This is a genomic window from Micromonospora sp. NPDC049089, assembly GCF_040648775.1.
Taxonomy (GTDB): Bacteria; Actinomycetota; Actinomycetes; order Mycobacteriales; family Micromonosporaceae; genus Micromonospora.
The window spans coordinates 42,620-62,094 of record NZ_JBEZEH010000008.1; the positions used below are offsets into that span (position 1 = coordinate 42,620).

A 19,475-nucleotide genomic window follows, 5' to 3' on the forward strand; every position below is an offset into this window, starting at 1 on the left:
GGCAGGCACGTTACCGCTCCGTCCCGGGCAGCAACCCGAACACGTCCGACATCGCCATTCGCAACCTAATCTGGCACGCGATGAACCATTCGACATATTCCTGCCAGTTCTCAGTCAATCCGATCTGGCCAGCGCGGTGGTCCGCGATCCGGCATCCCTTCTTCCCGATGAGCGGATCGAACGTAAGAGGCCCGCCGTAGGTGCGCTCGATCGACTCTCGTTTTGCCTGCGCGGCCGCGAGGCGGGCGTCGTTTACGGCGGGATCAGGACTCTCGAAGAAAATTTCGCTGCACAGACCCGATCGGCCGAATGAGCAGTTGAAGGTGATTCCAGTAGTTCCGGACGGCATGGCCAACCAGTTCTGCATCAGCCCTTTGCGGGACCGCGTCCAGTTGAGCTGGCGCCCGGACAGTTCGGCCAACATCTGCATCCAGAACTTCTGGTAAGCCTGCCCTTTCGACGAACCACCCTCCGCTTGGGTCTTCGCCTTCACGGACTTGCCCCAATCATTCGGCTGGGCGACGAGTCGCATGAGGGGGGCGGGCGGCGAGGAACCGATCCGGACAACACCAACCTCGACGCCGAAGAACCTTGTCGACTCGTCGGTCCGGGTGTTCAGCCAGTCGAGGGCGGCACGGTGCTCCTCGCGGAAGCGCGTCGCGATCCAGATGACATTCACTGCATCGGTGCCGCCCGCATATGTCAGCAACTGGCCGAGGTGGACGTGATCGGTCGGCGCCAGCTGGTTCTCAATGATCACCATCTCACCCGTCGCTCGGTCGACTCCTATGAGATCCAGTGCAAACGTTCCCACGGGATGCTCGGCAGCGGAAAGCTCAAGATCCATGCCCAGCGCATCGCCGAGAGCCTCCGGATTCGCCAACAGCCACGGTGTGAAGTCGTGTGCTTCATGCGGCCAGACATCCCGCGCATTGACCGCCTCTAGCCTCGCCAGATGGGGCAAACCCGGCCCTGCACTCTCCTCCGCCATGAGGCGAGATCCTAGTAGGGACTGGCGAGCTCGCTGTGATCTAGTGCCGAGCCAGGCAGCCTTGAATGGGTAGTCTGAGTGGCGGATCTTGGAGCTGACGTGAATTCGGATTCTTCGGGCGCGCTGGTTGCGTCATCGGATGTACGCCCCGATCGCGGCGTCCTGCTCTGTGGCTGCGGTGGTCGTTGCTGCTGGGCGCGGAGTACTATTACCACTACTACGTCGGCGGCAGGCCAGCGGCGGCGGATGCTCTTCAAGGAAGCCAGGAACTCCCGCCTGTGATTGCGGGCGCGGATGCGGTGGCGAAGGCGATCAGGTGGCTAAGTCCAAGGCGGCGATCACTCGCCGTACGCCTTGAGACCCCGGTAGGTGGCCGTAGTCGTACCCGGGTTCCGGCGGGCCGTCAGGCGCGGCAGGGTCGAGGTTGCAGGTTCTGGGCCCGAACTCGTCAAAGTAGAGCGGCCGGCCATCGGTAGGCGGGTGAGTCGTAGAGGCCCAGAGTGCGGCACATCCTGGTGATGAGGCCCGGATCGGTGCCGGGCCCGATGTCTGGTCTGCCTCATGCGGCCGGCCTTGGTAGCGACCCCTGCGTGAGCTCGGCGGCGGCGCTGGCTTTGGCCGCCCCGACGACGGTAGCGTTCATGACCGTGACCGCCGCTGAACCTGCCCGTACTCGTAAACCTAGGAAGCGTGAAGGGTACGGCGTAAAGCTCGTCAGAGGCCCGTTCGTGCGGTTGGCCCCACATCCGGACAGCTGCGAAGAGGCTGCTGATCTACCGGCGCATGCAGCTCGTGTCCGCCGCAGCGGGCGACCCTTGGCCGCCGACCTGTTCAGCGGTGCGGGTGGTCTGAGCCTTGGTTTGCAGAAGGCCGGCTACGAGGTCGTGCTGAGTGTTGATCACGATGCGGAAGCGGTCGAGACGCACCGGCATCACCACGGGGGTCTCAGCGTCAACTGGGACCTCGGCGATCCCGCTGTCATCCGCACAGTTGCTGATCTTGTGCGCGACTGTCAGATCGAACTGCTCGCTGGCGGTCCTCCATGCCAGCCGTTCTCGAAGGCCGGCCGGTCGATGATTCGTCATCGGGTCCGCTATGCGGAGCGCGACCCGTACGACGAGCGTCGGGACCTGTGGCGGTCGTTCATCGAGGTGATCCGGCTCGCCAGGCCGCCGGCAGTGCTGATGGAAAACGTTCCGGACATGGCGCTGGACAAGGAAATGTTCATCTTCCGGACGATGGTCCACGAGTTGGAATTGATGGGCTACTCCGTTCAGGCTCAGGTGGTCGATACGTGGCGGTACGGGGTCCCGCAGTTCAGGCAGCGCCTGATCGTGGTCGCCCTGGCTGATGGCGCGCTGTTCGAATGGCCGCCGCATGCGCTAGAGCGGGTGACCGTATGGAACGCGATCGGTGATCTTCCATCGGTAGAGGGTGGCTGGCGTCCTGAGGGCGGTGCCGAGGGGTGGACCGATTACGCGGAGCCGGTGACGGAGTATCAGCGCAGCATGCGGGCCGACGTGACGGACGCTGACAGGCGTAAGGTGTTCGATCACATCACCCGACCTGTCCGTGAGGATGACGCCCGCGCGTTCGAACTGATGGACGCCACCACCCGTTACTCGGATCTCCCCGAGGAGATGAGGCGGTACCGCGACGATATTTTCGACGACAAGTACAAGCGCCTCGACGAGGACGGCCTCTCCCGGACGATCACAGCGCACATCGCGAAGGACGGCTACTGGTACATCCATCCGCGGCAGGGCCGGACGCTGACCGTGCGGGAGGCGGCCCGTTTGCAGACCTTCCCCGACTGGTTCAGGTTCGCCGGACCACCGTCGGCGGCGTTCCGACAGATCGGCAACGCGGTGCCGCCGCTGTTCGCCGAGCACCTGGCGGGCGCGGTGCGCCGGAGCATCGCCGCCGCGCGGCCGGCGGAGACCTCCACGCGGGAGGTTGCGGCGTTGCTTGCCGAATGGTTCGACAGCGCGGAGGTTCGTGGCCTTCCCTGGCTACGGGCGACCACGAGATGGCAGGTGATCCAGGCGGAGATGCTGCTGGACCGCGCCTCGGTGGACGTCGTACGTCCGCTCTGGCCGCTGATCGCGAGATGGACATCCCCCCAGGCGACGGTGCTCGCAGAGGCGGAGCTGAGCGAGATTGGGCGGTGGACGGGCAAGGAGGCCCGTGCTGGCCGGATCGTCGAGCTGGCAGGACGGCTGGCCGATAACCCGGCGGTTCTCGATGACGACGCCGGGTTGCGCAGCATTCCCGGGGTGCATGAGGCGTTGGCGGATCTGGCGATCCTGGTCGTGCCCAGTGCGGGCGAGGACGATTCGGAGGAGCCGGTGCTGTCCACCAAGGGTGTGCTGCGGGTGGCTGCCCGTTACCTCGGTGAGCCGGTCGACCGGAGGAACCGGCTCACGGACGGCCGACTGGCGGTGGCCCGCATGATCGGTGACGACAGCGACGCCCGGAGGGCGCATCTGGGTCTCATCGAGCTGGCCAACACACTGTGTCGGCCGGTCGAGCCGATGTGTGACGCGTGTCCGCTGCAGAAGGTGTGCAGAAGCAGCCAGGCCGGAAGCCTCCGGCTTTTCTGATCGGTAGTCCTCCGGTCTTCCCGCGGGCGGCTTCAGGTGTCCAGACCGAGGGTGTTCAGCACGTCGGGCGACTGTTCTCGCAGCACGGTGGTGATGCGCTGCCAGGCTGCCCATTCCCCGGCCTGCATCGCTGCCGCCCGCAGGGCGAGTCCGGCGGTGGCGGCGGCATGCGTGGCGGCGCGGACCTCGGGCGGGGTACCGAGACCAGCCGGGACCGGCCGCCGCGTCGCGGTGGTGCGGGGGGTCTTGCGGTAGGCGTCGTTGGCGTAGATGCACAGCTCATTGATCGGTGCTTCGAGCATCTGGCGGAGCTGGGCGGGGATCGCGACCCGCATCTTGGCAACGTTAATGTTGAATGCGGAGTCGAGGCCGGTGCCGAAGTCGACGGATGCCCTGGCGAGCTTCGTGTGTTCATCGATGCCGCGGATGCCGCCCCAACCACCCCACTGGACGAGCCGATCGGACCGGTAGACGTAGAGGCCCTGTTGACGGTTCCAGTTGAGCGGCCCGGAGTGCCGTTCGAACTCGGCCGGGGAGCTGAAGCCGTCACGTGAGGGAAGGATGTAGCGGCGCAGGGTCACGTGGCCCCCGGCGTTGCCGAGTGTGACCTCGAAGCGTTGGGGCGGCAGTTCCTGCCGGGCAGCTTCGTCCGGTGCGAACGGGTTCCAGGCGCGGACTTTCTGTCCATTGACGGAGATCACGACCTGTCGGCCGCCGCCGGTGGCGCCTTCGATGAAACGGTGGAACACCATTCCGAGGTGTTCGGCGGTGCGGTTGGCGAGCGTCTCGATACGCCGTTTCGCCCAGCCGCCTTCGGGCCGGCGCTCGGGGAGAACCCTGTCGAGACTGCGCCAGAGCACTACTGTGCCGGTGCCCTCGGCGAGCCAATTCCGGGCACGGCTGACGTCGGGATCGGCACCTGGATCGACGATGACCCACTCGTCCCATTCCTCGACGATGTCGAGGTCGAGGCTACGGGCGGAGGTACGGAAGATATTCGGCGTGCTCCGGGTGATCACAGTGAGGGACCGGCACTGCGACAGTGACGCGGTCTTCAGTCCGAGCCCGTACCGACCGAGGTCTCCGTCGGCATAGCCACGTCGTGATCCGAGACGGAGGGCTTCGAGGAGCGCGTTGGGTGTCATGCCCGAACCGTCGTCGGTGATGAAGACCCGTGAGTCGGCACCGTCGAATTCGATGCTGATGTCGACGTGGGTCGCTCCTGCGGCGATGCTGTTGTCAACGATATCGGCTACAGCGGTCGGGAACTCGTAGCCGATGTCGCGCAGGGAACCGGTCAGTCTCGCGGCCGAGGGTGGCACGTGGAACCATGATCCGGCCGACATCGGTTTCCTCCCTGGTGCATGACGACAGATGCAGGACCAGGATGTCACACATGACGTGGTGATCTTGTACCGCGCTCCGGTGCTCCCCGATTTTGCTGCCAGAGCGCTTCGATGCGGTCGGCGACGTCCATGGGGTCCTCGTGTTCCCAGAAGTGCGTGACCGTCCAGCCGAGTGCGGTGAGCTGGTTGTCCTTCTCGCGGTCACGCTGAACGTTGCGCTGCAGTTTCGCGGCCCACCAAGCGGAGTTGTTCTTGGGGACAGCGCCATGCAGCGGGCACAAGTGCCAGAAGCATCCGTCGATGAATACGGCAAGCTTCGCTCTGGTGAAGGCGATATCGGGGCGTCCGGGCAGCAGTTTGTGGTTGACCCGGTAGCGCATCCCCCGACGGTGCAGTTCACGACGGATGAGGAGTTCCGGGAGCGTGGAGGAGCGTGGCATCCGGCTCATCTGCCTTGACACGAGCGCGTTGAGAGGCGCTGGGCGTCGACCGGTGGACGTCAAAGCGTCCCCCGTCCTGGGTGCGGCGCCTGCCGGCCGTCCGGACGGATCCGGTAGCACTGCGCCGGTCGTGACCAGCCGACCGCCCGGCGGGCGGTGGGATCTGCGGACACATCGATTTCAACCGAACGGGCTGAAGGCCCGGGTCGGGACACGGCAGCACAAAGGGCGGTTTCACCGGTGGTGCGGCTTAGGTCCGGCCCGGACAGGTGCCGGTACCGGTGCGACGACCACCGGCCCATGCAGGAAAGGGCGATCCGGTACGTTGAAAGTCGCCGTGACATCGCGGTCCCGAGCTTCCCGGATTCGGCCGTCAGACGAATATGCTGAAGAGCCCTGTCACCCATGCTGACCACCTCCGTACCTCGCCCGGCACCCCCTCGTCTCGGAAGACTGCACGATGTCTGAATGTTTACCCCTGGCGGTCCTATCCGTAACGGCGGTCGCGTGCGCCCTACCCGGGTCGAATCATGCCTGACGTGGACGTGGACGTGAGCGCGTTCGCGCACACCCTCATCGAGGACGTCCGGGCGCAGGCGGACGCCGACGGTTGCGACCTGGCGGAGGCGTTCGCGCGGATGATGCTGGACCAGTTCAGCCTGGACGGCTACACCGAGGACGCGACTGTGGTCATGTACCGCGACCATGGCGTGGAGATCAGCGGTTACGGGCTTTCCTCCGATGACCGGTGTCTGGACCTGTTCGCGACGGTGTACAGCCCCCGGGCGGACGAAGCACACAAGATCAACCGTCCCGAGCTGGACGCGGTGACCCGGCGGCTGCAGAACTTCCTGCTGAGGGCCGTGCCGGGTACCCCACGACGCAGGAACCCCTCGTCCGAGGTGCTCGGTATGGAACGGGCGGTCGCGGAGAAGTTCCACCAGGTCGACCGGATCCGTTTCATCATTGTCACCAACGCCCGCAGTGTGGTGCGGGAACCCGCCATGACGACGGAGATCGAGGGCCGTAAGGTCGTCCGGGAGCTGTGGGACCTGCGTCGCCTGGCCGCGTGGTCGGTTTCCGGGACTCAGGCGGAGCCGATCATCGCTGAGTTTCCTGACGGCCTGCCGTGCCTGACCGCACCGATGACGGCGGGGGATTACTCGGTGTTCCTGGCCATCGTGCCCGGAGCGGACCTGGCCGCGTTGTACGCCGAGCACGGCGGCCGGCTACTCGAGCTCAACGTGCGGTCCTTCCTGCAGACGAAGGGTGCGGTCAACCGGGGTATCCAGGAGACGCTGCGGACCACCCCGGACAGGTTTCTCGCCTACAACAACGGCATCGCGGCCACGGCGTCCCGGGTGGACCTGGACCGGGGGGCCAACGGGCAAACCGTCATCCGGCGGATCCACGGCCTGCAGATCGTCAACGGCGGTCAGACCACCGCCTCGATCCACCATGCGCGCCGTAACGGGATCGAGGTCGACAACGTGCATGTGCAGATGAAGCTCACGGTCGTGTCGCCGGACCGGCTCGAGGAAATCGTTCCCCGTATTTCCCAGTACTCGAACACCCAGAACAAGGTCACCGCATCCGATCTCCGCGCCAACAGCGGCTTCCACATCGACGTGGAGCGAATCATGCGGACGCTTCTCGCCCCACCCGGGCCGGTGCACCGCGTGGACACCCACTGGTACTACGAACGGGCGCGCGGCCAGTACGCCGACGCCGTCGCCAGGGAGTCGACGCCGGCACGACGGGCCACCTTCCGCGCGTCGAACCCGCCCGACCAGAAGTTCGACAAGGCCGACCTGGCGAGGTTCGAGCAGGCGTGGGCACGCTATCCCCACCTGGTCAGCCGCGGCGGTGAGAAGAACTTCGTGCTCTTCCAGGGGCGCCTGAAGGACGAGCCGGTCACCGTAGACAAGGCCTACTGTCGCAGGCTCGTCGCCAAGGCGATCCTGTTCCGCCGTACCGACCGGATCGTACGAGACCAGGACTTCGGCGGATACAAGATCAATATCGTGGCGTACACCATCGCGTTCCTCGTGCACGCCACCCGCGGCCGCATCGACCTCGACAGGATCTGGCGCGACCAGGACCTCTCGCCGGCGCTGAGGGAAGCCATCGCTGAGGTCTCGATGCTCACCCAGAAAGTGATCACCTCCCCACCGGACGGGCGGGTCCACGTCGGGGAGTGGGCGAAGCGGCCGGAGTGCTGGGACGCGGTCCGTGAACTGGACTGGCAGCCCTCACCGGCGCTCGAGGCGGAGCTGGTCGAAGTCGACACCTACGCCGAGGACCTGCAGCTCGTCCAGGGGACCACCGCGCAGGACTGGTCGGACCTGGTCGACTGGGGGCGCTCCACCGGCACACTCGAGGGAGCCGACCAACGCACCGCCGCCAACGTCGCCGAGGCGCTCCGCGAGGGGTGGACACCCGCCGGTAGGGACGTCCTCGCCGCGGTGCCGCTCATGCGCCGTGCGCGCCGGCGTGGCTTCCGGCCCGTCGCCGGGTTCTGACCCATAAACCACAACCGAGAGGTGGCGCCACATGTCCGTGTGGACCCGGGACGTACCCGTCGAGGGAACGACCGAACTCCCACCGGACCCGCGTGCCCTTGACGCCCTCGGCCGCAACCACTCCCTCGAGACCGCTCTCGCCGACCTTGTCGACAACTCCATCGACGCTGACGCCGACCGCATCCGGATCCGCTTCATCCGGCACCACACCAGGCTCGTCGGTCTCTACGTCGTCGACAACGGCAGCGGCATCAGACCCGACACCATCGACGCCGCGATGACGGTCGGCGGACGCCGGAACTACTCCGGCACCGACCTCGGACGGTTCGGCGTCGGCCTCAAGGCCGCGTCCTTCAGCCAGGCCGCCAGCCTCACCGTCATGTCCCGCGCCGCGGGCCACCCACCCGTCGGACGCCGGTGGTTGCTGAACGGCGGCCGCCGCGACTACCGGTGCGACATCGTCACCAGCGACTTCGCCGCCGCGGAACTCAACCGCAACTGGCCGCTGCCCACCAACCCCAGCGGAACCGTCGTGCGCTGGGACGACGTGGCCGGCTTCCCCTCGACCGACGACCCGGCCCAGGTCGAGGAGTTCCTCACCCGGACCATCTCCCACCTGCAGGGACACCTCGGCCTCACCTTCCACCGCATCATCACGCGTAGGAACATCCACATCAGCATCGACGTCGAGGACACCGGCCTCGGCGCCGGCATCGCCAGCACCGTCAATGCCCTGGACCCGTTCGCCTGCCCCGGGACACCCCGCGGCTGGCCCAAGGAGCTGCGGGCCGACCTCGACGGCAACCCCGTCGTCCTGCGCTGCCACATCTGGCCCGGCCGGTCGAACCTGCCGCAGTACCGGCTCCCCGGCGGTGCGGAGCAGCGCCAGGGCCTCTACGTGTACCGCCACGACCGGCTCCTGCACGCCGGCGGATGGGAAGGCGTCCACGCCGCGGACCGCAGACTCCAGCTCGCCCGCGTGGAAATCGACATCGACGGTGACACCCCCGGCCTGTTCACCATGAACCCGGAGAAGACCCGGGTGACAGCCGGCCCACGGTTCGCCGGAGCCGTCGCCCGCGCCCGCGCCCAAGACGGCACCGACATCACCGCCTACCTGCAGGCCGCCGAAGCCGTCTGGACGACCACGAACCAGCGAACCACCGCCCGACGCCGGGCGGTCGTCCCGCCCGGCCGCGGCCTGCACCCGAAGGTCATCCGCGAGATCCGCGACGAGCTGCCCCAGCTGACCGATGAGCCCGTCAACATCCTCTGGAAGGCGCTCCCGGACAACGAGTTCATCGAGGTCGACCGAGAGGCGAACACCCTCTGGCTGAACAGGAACTACCGTGCCGCGCTGCTAGGCGGCCGACGCGGAGGCCTCAACGACCTGCCGGTACTCAAGACGCTGCTGTACCTGCTCGCCGAGACCACGTTCCAGGGAGCCCACCTCGGCCCCAGGGACAAGGACAACATCGAACTCTGGCAGAGCCTGCTCACCACCGCCGCACGCGCCGAACGCGCCGCCTACGAGGAGCGCCGGTGAGCACGCCCAGCGAACGCCATCTCAGCATCGAGACCTTCGCCGGACACCTACGTCACACGGCACCGATGGACCACCCGGTACCCGGCGAGCCCCGCCTGGTGCTGTTCACCGTTCCCGGTGACCGGGTCGGGCTACGCGGACCGGCCCACCCGGAGGAGCGACCGGCACCCACCGGCCTCGAACACGTCACCGTCCGCACCGTCCACCACGGTGGGCAACGGATGATCGAGCTCGTCATCACGGACCCCCGCGTGTTCCTCGACGCCTACCCCCTGCTGCGGACCGTCGCCGACCGGATCCAGCTAAATCACCAGCCGATGACCTCCGCGGTCCGCGACACCCTCCGCCAGCTGGGCCACCTCCTCCAGCCCGAAGCCACCCTGCAGCGTTCCACCGAGACCGGCATGCTCGGCGAGCTGTGCCTGTTCACCGGCGTGGCCCTGACCGCAGGACCGGCAGTGGCACTGCAGGCGTGGCGGGGAGCTCTGTCGGAGGAACACGACTTCGGCTTCCCCGGCTACGACGTGGAGGTCAAGACCACCACCTACGAACAACGCAGGCACACCATCGAATCACTCACCCAACTCGTACCGACCGGCACACGGCCACTGTGGCTGGTTTCCGTCCAGGTCACCGTCGCGGGCCACGACGGTGCCACCCTGCCTGAACTCATCGAACGGAGCCGCGCCCTGCTGAGCGCCGGAGCCGACCGGATCCGGTTCGACGACCTGCTCCACGCCGCAGGGTGGGCGGACCGCCACACCACCTCCTGCGGCACCCGCTGGCGGCTCAGGACACCACCGGCGACCTTCATCGTCGACGCCGGTTTCCCCCGCATCACACCCGCCATGCTGCAACCCCAGACAGACCTCGCCCGGGTCACCGACGTCCGCTACCGCACCGACCTCACCGGCCGGCCCGAAGACAACCCGCCGGACCCGCTGCGCACCGCCCTCACCGCCGGACAACAGGAGCTGCGATGAGCGACACCGTCACCACCGGCTACAGCTCCGCCCTCGACGGCATGAAGACCGCCGGCCCCGGACCGTTGCACCAGTTCGCGGCCCTGTTCGCCAGGGACACCTCACTGACCGACGGGACCGCACTCCTCGCGCATCTGCAGAGCGCCGGCCCAGACGACGCCCTGCGCCAACGCCTCGCCTACCAGCTGTCGACCTGGGACCACACGGACAACGGACCGTGGGCCGCCGGTACCGCGCCCCACACCGCCGAACGGCGGGCCGCCATCTGCCGCGCACTCGAACTCGACCGGGCCACCGAGGAGCTCCTCTCCGAGATCATCCCCTGGGCCGCGACCGACGCCCCTATCGTCATCGCCGAACACTTCGAGGAATGGCGTACCCCCCAGCGGCGCACCGAACGCGACTTCTACTGGGCCCACTACAGCGCCAACCTGCTGGCGAACAGCTGGGACCCGTCCGCCGTCGCCGGCATCGACGAGGCCACGGAGGAGGTCGTCCGGCGCATCTCCGACCCCACCCGCAAAGTCGCCTACCAGGCCAAGGGCCTCGTCGTCGGATACGTGCAGAGCGGGAAGACCGCCAACTTCACCGGTGTGATCGCCAAGGCCATCGACTCCGGCTACCGGATGGTCATCGTTCTGACCGGCACCACCAACATGCTCAGGGCCCAGACCCAGCGGCGACTCGACATGGAACTGTGCGGGCGCGAGAACATCGAGCCCGACCACGACCCAACCGCACACGAGTACCGCTACGACGACGACTGGAAACGCCACAAGTTCATCAACCACGGTGGCAGACCGTCCGACTCCGGCCATCCCGACATTGAACGCCTCAGCAACTATGCGGGCGACTACCAGCGCCTCAAACAAGGCATCTCGGCGCTACGGTTCAAACGCCACGATGCCACCAAGGAGTTTTTCCACCCCGCCAACCTCTACACCAGCGACGCCCGCCTGGTCGTGGCGAAGAAGAACGCGTCCGTCCTCACCAACCTCGTCACCGACCTGAAGAAGGTCAGCGCGCGGCTCGGCGAGATCCCCGTGCTCATCATCGACGACGAGTCCGACCAGGCGTCGGTCAACACCACCAGCCCCGCGAAGTGGAAGGAGGACAGCAAGAAACGCACCGCGATCAACCGGCTCATCGCCCAGCTTCTGACGATGCTGCCCCGCGCCCAGTACGTCGGTTACACCGCCACGCCGTACGCCAACGTCTTCATCGACCCGTCCGACGTCGAGGACATCTTCCCCAAGGACTTCATCGTCTCGCTGCCCCGGCCGCTCGGCTACATGGGCGCCGACGACTTCCACGACTTCGACGACGACCGCCCGGTCGGACAGCGACCGTTGAAGACATCGAAGGAACGCGCCCACGTGCGCCACCTCAGCGACGAGCCCACGGATCACGAGCTGCGGACCGCCCTGGACATGTACGTACTCACAGGCGCACTCAAGGTCTACCGTGAACGGAACGGTGCCGGTAGCTCCCGGCACCACACCATGCTCGTGCACGAAGCGATGGGTCGCGAGTCCCACCGCGAGACCGCACGGGTCATCGACAAGCTCTGGGCGACGGCTGGCTACCACAGCTCGGCAGGTCTTCAGCGGCTCAGGGAGCTGTATGAGACCGACATCCTCCCCGTCACCACCGCGCAGGCACCCGGAGCAGCCATGCCGGGCAGCTTCGAAGAGTTGCACGAGCACATCGCTGGCGCGATCGGGTTGATCCAGCCGGCCGATCGTCACGGCACTCCGGTCATTATCGTCAACAGTGACCCTGACCTCGAAAGGCACCAGGAGGATCTCGACTTCGACCAGCGCGGTGTGTGGCGGATCCTCGTCGGTGGCAACAAGCTCGCGCGTGGCTTCACCGTCGAGGGCCTCACTGTGACCTACTACCGCCGCGCAACCAAACAAGTCGACACCCTGATGCAGATGGGCCGGTGGTTCGGTTTCCGGTCCGGCTTCCGCGACCTGGTCCGCCTGTACACGACCGAGGACCTGCATGCGCTGTTCGGTGCCGCCTGCCAGGACGAACAGTCTCTGCGCGATGACCTCCGCAAGTATTCAACCGAGACAGCTCCGGAATCGCGACTGACGCCGCGCCGTGTTCCTCCGCTGGTAGAACAGCACCGTCCTGACCTCCGGCCGACCGGCCGAAACAAGATGTGGAACGCCCGACTGGTTTCACGTAGCTCGCCAGGCGAACCCATGGAGCCGGTCGCGCACCCGGAAAAGGGTAAGCGGGCTCTGCTGAACCTCAGGCTCTGGGAGCCGGTCCTGGCCTCCGCTGCGGAGACCGGCACGGTCGCATTCAGGGCAACTAGATCGAAAGCATTATATGTGGCTTACCATGCGGTGTTGATGCATAACGAGATGATGGCGGTGCTAAACCGTCTGCAGTGGCTCCGGGATGACATATTCGTCCCGGAACGCGCCTGGCTGAACTCGCTTGCCCCGACCCAGCTCCGACAGTGGGTCGTGCTACTTCCCCAGCAGGTGGACCCTGCTACCGGCCGCATGATCCTCGGACACGGGCCGTTCAGCATCTTCGACAGGAAGCGGAGCGAAACGGGAACTCTCAGCGCCATCAGCGAAAGCCGCCACCGCAACGCGGCAGCACGGATCGCCGGTCTCGACGCGGACCCTGATCCGGCCGCTGACGCGCTGGCAGCGCCTTATACAGCGGTACTGACCCTGTATCCATCGGTCAAGCCGGAAACGTTGACGGGAGCGCGCGGCGACCGAGTCGATCCGGAACTGGTCACGATCGGATTCCGCGCCGTCACCCCTCTGAGCACCGGTGGAGGCAGCAAGCGATTGATCTGGACCACCATGGACAGCGGCAGACCGAACGACATTGTCATCGACACCCCTCCGGCGCCATAACCTGTGAGGGGCGTCGCCACCATCTGCAGTTTCTCCTGAGCCTGAGCTAATCTCGATCGACCGAGTCGCAGACCAGCGGCCCTACTACTCCGGCAAGCGCAAGCGCCACACAAACGTCCAAGTCCTGGCCGAGGCCGCCGGGCGGCTGGTCTGGGCGCGGGCGAGAATCGCAGCCGGCCGATCGAGGAACAGCCCTGGGTGGTGTATGCCGAGCTCGACCCGCTCGGCGAGATCGCTGCCCGGGCCTTCGGACGGGGCAAAACCGCATCGGGAACCCAGAACATGGGGAGTGTCTCGTGGATGGAACACCATAGTGACCCTTATGCAGGCTCTGTTTACCGTTCGGAATCCTGTGCTGTCCCACAGCAGCGGCCGCTTGCAGGACGGCTTTCAGTTCGTGCGAGTTAGCCGGCCTGTCTCGTCGCCTCGGGCGTCGAGAAGCACCAGAACTTTACCGTCAAGACCGGCTCGTCTGGCCGTCGTGACCCATTGCCCGACCGGCACGCTACCGGTGCAGAACGCTAGCGTGATCGGCCTCGCGGTGGCGAGCAGGGTGCCGCCAGCAGCGGCGATCCACCGGCCGCTCTCGTCGTTGCAGCCATCGGACCCGCGCCACTCACCGTCTGCCGCGAACTCCAGGTACGCCGCCTTGTGCCCGCGTGCGGGTACCCAACGGCCAACCGCCTGGCGCTGGTCTGCGGAAACTAGCGTCGCCGGTAGTGCGACAGCCGGTGCCAGGGCTCGTCGAGCCTCGTCCGTAATCACCGGCGGTTCCAGCACGGAGTCGGCCATGTCGGGCTCGGGGGTCGGTGTCGCCCCGGGGATCAGCCGGGCGACAACATGGTTCTGCCCGTTGAGGAGTACGGGTAGTCCGGCTCCGTCAAACTGGTAGGCCGTCACGCGTCGTAGCCACTCCGGTGTCTCCTGGCTAGCCTTCTCGCAGCCAGGGATGCCTTCGACGGCGGCCGTGGAAGCCGTCGAGATGTCGGCGAGGAAGGCGCCTTCGCTGTTGGCCTGCCAGGCCCCGCCCAGGGTGCCGCAGTGGCTGCCCACCAGGTGCAGAATTCCGTGTGCGAGGTGCAGGATCTTGCCCGCGCCGGGGTCGGCAACGTCGACGAGCGTCCAGGAGCCGATCAGCGATTCAGGCGCCAACGGCGTCACCCGTCCTGTCGTGCCCGCGATCGGCCTCGGGTCCGCGGGCTCCGGGTAGCCCTGTCGATCGCATCCGGCGAGCAGTACTCCTGTCACGACCAGGGTTGCGAGGCGGCCTTGATATGCCATTCGGCTCCCTATCCAGCGGTCTTCCGGCTCCTCCGGGCACCATCGGGGGCTGGAGACCGGGCGGCATAAGGCAAGCAGATGCGCCTGCTCATTCAACGGTTAGTAGGGGTGTTGGATGTGCCCGCGAGTCTGCCGGATTGCCACTCCCGAAGGTGACGCGAGGACGCTCTTGCCCCGGGTGTAGGGCCTCCGCGCGTCCGGGGCGTTTTGTTGAGGTGGAGCCGCTCGCTACGGGTGGCTGGTGGCTCCTGGCGACGGAAACCTGGGACGAGTACGGTCCGGAGCAAGTGAGCCGCCTCTTCGAGCTTTTCGCGCCGGTGCTGCCGGTGGGCCGGCCGGAGATGACGCAGGGGCGGTTTCCGACGGTCGCAAATCCACCGGGTTGGTCACCCTGCCGAATGTGGTGGCCGAACGGCTACCCAGGGAACATCACCGGCTGATTCCACGTAGTCGAAGGCGTGGTTGGCGAGAACCTCCGCGATCGTTCAGAGCACCGCTGCGATCCGCACTGTAGAGGACGAGCTGGGCCACACACTGCGTGCGGCCCGGCTGCCCGAAGATTCTGGTGCTTGTGTATTGGCCAAGGAATGGTTGCTGCAGGTTCGTTAAGTGCGCATGCCGTCAGGCGGGCACGGCACGCTGGCAGGGCTAGCGGGGCCGATCAGACCTGGCGGGGTGTCGTGTAGATTCCCCGTTTATCGACCGAAAACCCCCGCTCGATCACCGACGAAGGTGACAAGGGCTGATGAGCGCCTGGCCGTGTCTCTGCCGGCGGCGCCTGGTTACTTTCGGTCAACTTGATGTCGGACTGACATGCTGCTGTCCGTTTCATCCTGGCAACTTGTAACGGCTCTTTACAGCTGATCATCAACCTTCCTACAGTTCGGCCGTTCATCGGGCGTGATCAACGGGGGCCTTGCGGTGGTTGCTGCACATGTGCGTGTCAGGGCGGGGTCTAACGGGCGGGTAGGGCGACGCGCCCAACAGTTCGCGGGGCCTGGGATTAGCCGACTAATGGCATGTCTGGGTCTGCCGGCAGCCTTGGTGATTGCCACTGCCGGGGTTGTGCTGCCGGTAGGCGCCGCACCCGCTGCCGCGGCGTGTGCGGGCGAGGCCCGGACGGAGACGGCTGCCGCGGTGATGGCCGCCGCTTGTGACCAGGCGGTGGTGGTCGATGCATCCCGGTCTGAGTACGCGAGGGTGGTCGCGCAGCCGGACGGGCGTATGACGTTCGAGTCGTCCGTGGTGCCGCAATGGACCCGCAAGGCCGGCGAGTGGACCGACATCAACCTCGAGCTGTTCCGCGACGCCGACGGTCTGTTGCGGCCGCGGGCCTCCGCTGCCGATGTCAGCTTCAGCAACGGTGGGTCCGGCCCGCTGGTGACCGTGAAGAACGCGGCAAAGACGATGACGATGTCGTGGTCGGGGGGAAGCCTGCCGGAGCCGGCAGTGGACGGCGACTCAGCTACCTTCCCGAACGTCCTGCCAGACGTCGACCTGGTGCTGAGGGCCACACGCGTCGGCTTCACTCACGTCCTTGTCGTCAAATCCGCCGCGGCGGCGTCCAATCCCGCAGTACGTCAGATCCGCCTCGACCTGGGCGGCGACGCACAGGTTCGCCACAGCCCGAGTGGAGCCTTGAAAGCGACCGCCGGCGCGGTTGTGGTCGCCTCGGCAGAGCCTGCGGCAATGTGGGACTCGCGGCCCTCGGCGTTAGCGGCCAACGCGACCGGTCGGAGCCAGTCGGCCGGTGACGAGCCGTCGTCCGACGTATCCGCTGGCGACGCCGCGCAAGTGGCCCCGGTGGCTGCGAAAATCACGGACAGTGGCGACCTCCTGCTGACTCCGGATCCGGCGTTACTGAACTCCCCGGCCGCCCATTTCCCGATCTACATCGATCCGCAGTGGCGCTGGTCAGATTTACGCAACAAGTGGGCGTACTCCACCAACGACGGGTCGTCGAACAGCGACCACGGCGTGGCCCGGGTGGGGTTGAACCCGGACACCGGCGCCATTTACCGGTCGTACTTCGAGTTCCCGACCGTGGCTGACAACGGGGTGTCACTGAAGGGGAAGTTCATCGCCGACGCGCGGGTCGAGATGAAGGTGGACCACACCCACTCGTGTGATGACACCCCGACCTGGATGTACCTGTCGCCGGCGATCGACAAGACGATGCGGGCGACCTGGTCGAAGATGGGTTTGTCGACGATGCTCACCGCCGCAGGCAGCCACGCCAACGAGGCGGGTGGATGCGGCGCGATCCAGCCGGACATGACGGTGCAGTTCGAGAGTTCGGCGGTGACCACCCAGCTCCGGGCGGTGGCAGGCAACAGTTGGTCAACGATGACGCTTGGGTTCAGTGCCGCCGGGGATAAGAACGGCAGCGGCGAGTCGACGCAGAGCCGCTGGAAGAAGTACTTCCCGGGGAACGCCAAGCTGTTCGTGGACTACGACAGCAAGCCGGGCGCCCCGGCAGGCTTGCAGGTGGCGGGCGTGGCATGCAACAGCGGTGTGCTGATGGTCGGCACGTTCACGCCGACGTTGCGGGCGACGTTCCCGGACGCCGACTCGTGGGACTCCCTCACGGCCCACTTCGAGTGGATCGAGGTGCCATCCGGTGGCATGGCCACGGTGACTGACACCTCTCCGGCACGTAAAGCGGGGCCCGGCGACAAGACGGGTATCACCCCGAACACGGTGGCGACCAGCGTCGCGTTGTCCGGGTTGGTGAAGGACAAGACCTACGCGTACCGGGTGAGAAACACCGACACCTACTTCCAATCGGCGTGGTCGCCGTGGTGCCGGTTTGCGGTCGATAACACGAGACCTCCGGTGACAGTGAGCATGGTGACGGCACCTTCTGGCCCTGGGCGGGCAGGCAGGTTCCGGATCGAGTCGTCGGATACGACGGTGGCGAGGTTCACCTACGGGTGGGGCAGCGCGGGAGAGTTCTCCAAGCCGGCGCAGGGCACCAGTCCGAAATACGTCGAGGTGGACGCGACCGCTCCGAGGTATGGCCGGAACGTGTTCAAGGCCAAGGCCATCGACGGGACCCTGAACGAGAGCAACGAGTTCGGGTTCTCATTCACGGTGGGCGACCCGTCGCCGGCCATCGCCCAGTGGGGCTTGGAGACCTATCCAGGCATCGACCAGTCGGCGGCGCTGGCGGACAAATCCGGGGTGGGCGCGAGCACGCCGTTGACTGCCACCAGCGTCGGGTGGACTGATGACGTGCGGATGGTCGACGGGAAGACCGCGACGTTCAACGGTTCCAGCAGCCAGGCGGCATCGTCGGGGCCGGTGGTGGACACCACCAAGTCGTTCACCGTGGCGGCGTGGGTCCGACCGTCGTTGATCGATACTTCCAATGACCGCAACGTGTTGGGCCAAGACCCGGCGATGACCACCGATAGCACCATGGCAGGCGGGTTCTATCTGGGCGTCCGCCGCGACTCCCAGGGACCCCACTGGTCGTTCCATATGCGCGACTCGGTGGACAAGAACAGCAGCGGCACGACGATCTACGCCCCCCCGACGCTGGGCAGCGCGGACATCGGAAAGTGGGTGCACATCGCCGGCATTTACGACGCTGCGGCAAAGACGATGCGCCTCTACGTCAATGGCGAGGATGCTGGCGAGACGTCACGTGCGGCCACGCCGTGGGCTGCGACGGGCCGCTTCACGGTCGGGCGCACATTCTGGGGAGCCGCAGGCAACTGGTGGCCCGGCAATATAGCCGACGTTCAGGTGTTCGATCGAGCGATCGTCGCGCACGACTTCACCGGAATCCTCAAGGAAGACCCCGACTCAGGCGGGTTCGACGAGCCGGGCATGTTGACGCCGATCCAGGTTGGTGGCTGGGGATTCGAGAGCGATCCTGAAGGCGCGTGCTGGGAACCGACGATCGTAAACTCGTGTGAGGCCAAAGACACCACGACGGCGTGGGATCGGTGGCTGGCCTTGTCCAAGGGCGTCGAGATCGGTACCGGGCGAGGTGGGGACGGCAGCGCCGGCCTGCACTTCGACAGTGGGTTGGATGACGACGCTGACCCGAACACTCCACCTGCACCGACAACCGAATTCGGGCGCTCGGCCTACAAGCTCAATCCGATAGGCGAGGTGGCGCAGTGGCAGCCAACGCCGGTGCTGCGCACCGACCAGTCATTCACCGTGTCCGTGTGGGTACGGCTCGAGCAAACCGACGACTACCAAACTGTGATGATCCAGAACGGGACCGCCGTCAGCGGCTTCTACCTGTACTACGGCAATGACAACGGTGGCGTGTGGAAGCTCAAAATGCTCGACACCGCGGCAACGCCCGACGACGGTACCGGGGCCACGTTCGCGACGGCGCCAGCACCGAACGTCGGCGACACATGGCAGCACCTGGTGGGTGTCCTGGACGCCGACCGTCGGCAACTCAAGCTGTATGTCAACGGCGAACACAAGACCACGACCACGCTCCGGACATCCTGGCGACCCTGGCAGGCAAACGGTCCGTTGGTGGTGGGTAGGAACGGCACCTGGCACCCGCTGCAGGGCACAGTCGACGACCTCGGCCTCTATCAAGGCGCGATGACAGACGCCCAAGTCCTGGCCCTACACGAAGCCCAGGAAGCCAGCTAAGCCGGCTGTAGGTGCTGTGGTGTGACCAGCCTCCAGCACAGCACCCACAAGCATCGACCTTCGGCGGCCACGGTGCGCGCCGTCCTGTTGCACCAGTCCTCTACTCGAGTGGCTTTCGGTTCCTGGGAAGGGAACACATGTTGACGGGGTCCTCTCTTCGCCGGCTGCACCGGCGGATTCTCGGTACGCCAACGCGTCGCCTGTCAGTGGCGGGGTCACTGGCCGCCACGGTGGTCGCATCGC

General features: G+C 66.4%; 10 protein-coding genes and 1 pseudogene. 7 read left to right on the forward strand and 4 right to left on the reverse strand.

The annotated features are described in order from the left end of the window. Positions 1-10: 10 nt before the first annotated feature. Positions 11-991, reverse strand: coding sequence for a DUF4268 domain-containing protein (locus AB0B48_RS03145; protein WP_357195108.1), 981 nt, complete (start codon positions 989-991; stop codon positions 11-13). A gap of 815 nt (positions 992-1,806) precedes the next feature. Between AB0B48_RS03145 and dcm the strand changes: the two genes are divergently transcribed. After that, positions 1,807-3,594: a DNA (cytosine-5-)-methyltransferase gene (dcm, locus tag AB0B48_RS03150; protein WP_357195111.1), complete on the forward strand. Its 1,788-nt coding sequence runs from the start codon at positions 1,807-1,809 to the stop codon at positions 3,592-3,594. 32 nt (positions 3,595-3,626) lie between these two features. On the opposite strand, the gene AB0B48_RS03155 is transcribed toward dcm, so the two are convergent. Further along, positions 3,627-4,940, reverse strand: a complete 1,314-nt coding sequence (locus AB0B48_RS03155; protein WP_357195114.1) for an ATP-binding protein — start codon at positions 4,938-4,940, stop codon at positions 3,627-3,629. Positions 4,941-4,984: 44 nt separating this feature from the next. Beyond that, the gene (locus AB0B48_RS03160) at positions 4,985-5,389 is read right to left on the reverse strand and encodes a very short patch repair endonuclease (RefSeq protein ID WP_357195117.1); all 405 of its coding nucleotides are present in this window, start codon (positions 5,387-5,389) and stop codon (positions 4,985-4,987) included. 521 nt (positions 5,390-5,910) lie between these two features. Here AB0B48_RS03160 and AB0B48_RS03165 point away from each other — a divergent pair. The 5 genes and pseudogenes from AB0B48_RS03165 to AB0B48_RS03185 all read left to right on the forward strand — a co-directional run. Further along, complete coding sequence (locus tag AB0B48_RS03165; protein WP_357195120.1) at positions 5,911-7,902, forward strand: AIPR family protein; 1,992 nt, start codon at positions 5,911-5,913, stop codon at positions 7,900-7,902. Positions 7,903-7,933: 31 nt separating this feature from the next. Beyond that, complete coding sequence (locus AB0B48_RS03170) at positions 7,934-9,448, forward strand: ATP-binding protein (protein WP_357195123.1); 1,515 nt, start codon at positions 7,934-7,936, stop codon at positions 9,446-9,448. Then, complete coding sequence (locus AB0B48_RS03175; protein ID WP_357195126.1) at positions 9,445-10,431, forward strand: PD-(D/E)XK motif protein; 987 nt, start codon at positions 9,445-9,447, stop codon at positions 10,429-10,431. The genes AB0B48_RS03170 and AB0B48_RS03175 overlap by 4 nt, the downstream gene beginning before the upstream one ends. After that, the gene (locus AB0B48_RS03180; RefSeq protein ID WP_357195129.1) at positions 10,428-13,322 is read left to right on the forward strand and encodes a Z1 domain-containing protein; all 2,895 of its coding nucleotides are present in this window, start codon (positions 10,428-10,430) and stop codon (positions 13,320-13,322) included. The genes AB0B48_RS03175 and AB0B48_RS03180 overlap by 4 nt, the downstream gene beginning before the upstream one ends. A 46-nt stretch (positions 13,323-13,368) precedes the next feature. Beyond that, positions 13,369-13,479: pseudogene (locus tag AB0B48_RS03185) on the forward strand (IS5/IS1182 family transposase); the annotation flags it as partial. 233 nt (positions 13,480-13,712) lie between these two features. Here AB0B48_RS03185 and AB0B48_RS03190 read toward each other — a convergent pair. Then, positions 13,713-14,483 (reverse strand): META domain-containing protein, encoded by a 771-nt coding sequence (locus AB0B48_RS03190; RefSeq protein ID WP_357195131.1) that lies wholly within the window; start codon positions 14,481-14,483, stop codon positions 13,713-13,715. A 1,164-nt stretch (positions 14,484-15,647) separates the two neighbouring features. On the opposite strand from AB0B48_RS03190, the gene AB0B48_RS03195 reads away from it, so the two are divergent. Beyond that, entirely contained in the window at positions 15,648-19,232 is a 3,585-nt protein-coding gene (locus AB0B48_RS03195) for a LamG domain-containing protein (protein ID WP_357195134.1), read from the forward strand. The last annotated feature ends 243 nt before the right edge of the window (positions 19,233-19,475 follow it).